This is a genomic window from Sphingobium mellinum (genome assembly GCF_037860795.1).
Lineage (GTDB): Bacteria > Pseudomonadota > Alphaproteobacteria > Sphingomonadales > Sphingomonadaceae > Sphingobium > Sphingobium mellinum.
Genome location: NZ_JBANRK010000053.1, coordinates 1 through 2,213 on the forward strand (window position 1 = coordinate 1; position 2,213 = coordinate 2,213).

Below are 2,213 nucleotides of genomic sequence, written 5' to 3' on the forward strand. Positions count from 1 at the left end.
AGGATGAGAGAACAGCGTCAATCAAGATGAGAATCGCCACCTCCTGATCCGGCGTAGGGCGTAGCCCGGAGCCGGATCGGGAGGTGGCGATGGCGCCCTTTCCGGGGGTGTTTCTGATGGTTGCGGCCGGTCGGGTATTCAGAAGCATAACTTCGAGAGAGGGGATGCCGCGGATGCCGGGCCGCCACGTCAAGGATCATCAGATGAGGCTCTACATGAAGTTCCGACATTCCCATGCCGTGCCGGTGGCCGCCGCCAAAGCCGGCATCAGCCCGGCGACAGCCTATCGTATTGAGGGAGATCCTCGGCTTCCTTCCCAGAGACAAGCCCAGCGAGAGCGGCGGCGCCCGGATCCGTTAGCTGGGATATTCGAGGAAGAGGTCGTGCCCTTGCTCCAGGCGGCGCCTGGCGTCAGGGTGGTTGCCATTTTCGAGGAGATGCTGCGCCGGCATCCTGATCTCGATGCGGGTATCCGACGAACATTGGAGCGACGTATCCGGGCGTGGCGGGCCATTCATGGCCCCGAACAGGAAGTGATCTTCCGACAGACACATGAACCAGGACGGCTCGGCCTGTCGGATTTCACCGAGATGAAGGATGAGGAGGTAACGGTCGCTGGCGTGCCGCTCGACCATCGCCTCTACCATTTCCGTCTGATGTGGTCGGGCTTCGAACACGCCCATGTGATCTTGGGCGGCGAGAGCTATGTCGCGCTGGCCGAGGGGCTGCAAAACGCGCTGTGGGCCGTCGGCGGCGCCCCGGTCGAGCATCGCAGCGACAGCCTGTCGGCCGCGTTCCGCAACCTGGATACCGACGCCCGGCGGGATCTGACGTTGCGCTATGACGCCCTGTGCGAACATTATGGCATGACGTCGACGCGCAACAACCGCGGCATTGCCCATGAGAATGGCGGGATCGAGAGCCCACACGGGCATCTGAAGGCGGCGATAAAGGACGCACTGCTGATGCGCGGATCGCGGGACTTCGATGATCTGGCGAGTTACCGGCACTTCATCGACGAGGTCGTCAGCCGCAAGAACCGACGCAACGGCCCGCGCATCGACGCCGAGCGGGCGGTATTGCAACCGCTGCCCAGCGCCCGCACCAGCGATTATGAGGAGACGATCGTCACGGTCACTTCGACCAGCAGCTTCACTCTTCGCAAGGTGTTCTACACCGTGCCCTCACGGCTGATCGGTCACAGGCTACGGGTCCGGCTTTACGATGACCGGCTCGATCTGTTCATCGGCGGCACCCACCTGATGACATTGCCGCGCGGACGGTCCTTCAACAACGGCTCCCACGGCCATGTGGTCGATTATCGGCACGTCATCCACAGCCTGCGGCGCAAACCGATGGCCCTCCTGAAGCTGGTCTATCGTGACCAGCTGTTCCCACGGGAGCCTTATCGGCAGATCTTCGATCGGCTCATTGCCGCGTTGCCCGAACGGATCGCTTGCCGGCATATGGTCGAGCTGTTGGCCATGGCGCACGAAAGGGCCTGCGAAGCTGAACTTGCGGACCTGCTGGCCGCTGACGTGGCTGCCGACCGTCTCCCTGATATGGATGCCTTGCGGACACGCTTTGCTCCCGATCCGGCGGCGCTGCCCGATGTGGTGGTGGAGTTGGTCCCTCTTGCCACCTACGATGTTCTCCTGACGGGAGAAGCCGCATGAGCCGGAACGCACCCGCTATCGACGCCCAGCGCCTGAGCCTCATCCTCAACGACCTGCGCCTGCCGGCAATCAAACTGGTCTGGTCCGACTTCACCACGCGGGCCGACAAGGAAGGCTGGCCTGGCGCCCGTCTGCTCGCGGCGCTCGCCGAGCATGAGATCGCCGAACGGGATCGGCGCCGGATCGAACGGCATCTGGGCGAAGCTCGCCTGCCACCAGGCAAAACCCTCGACAGCTTCGCCTTCGACGCGGTGCCGATGATCTCGCGCGCCCAGGTTACAGCACTGTGTTCCGGCGATAGCTGGCTCGAAAAAGGCGCCAATCTCATCCTCTTCGGTCCACCGGGCGGGGGAAAAACCCATCTGGCGGCGGCAATCGGCCTCGCGCTGATCGAAAATGGCTGGCGCGTCCTGTTCACCCGCACCTCCGATCTGGTCCAGAAACTTCAGGTCGCCCGCCGCGAACTGGCGCTCGAGGCCGCGATCGCCAAGCTCGACAAATATCACCTGCTGGTCCTCGACGACCTCGCATATGTGA

Annotated in this window: 2 protein-coding genes; both read left to right on the forward strand. The window is 63.3% G+C overall.

Translation table 11 applies throughout. From position 1 onward, the window contains the following. Positions 1–173 precede the first annotated feature (173 nt). Positions 174–1,676, forward strand: a complete 1,503-nt coding sequence (gene istA, locus AAC640_RS18330) for an IS21 family transposase (protein ID WP_422795014.1) — start codon at positions 174–176, stop codon at positions 1,674–1,676. Further along, positions 1,673–2,213 (forward strand): ATP-binding protein (locus AAC640_RS18335; RefSeq protein WP_340268897.1); only part of this gene is annotated, 541 nt, incomplete at its 3' end. The genes istA and AAC640_RS18335, both read left to right, overlap by 4 nt.

Coding starts and splice junctions, on each gene's coding strand:
- istA (WP_422795014.1), top strand. CDS start 174: ATGCCGGGCCGCCACGTCAAGGATCATCAGATGAGGCTCTACATGAAG.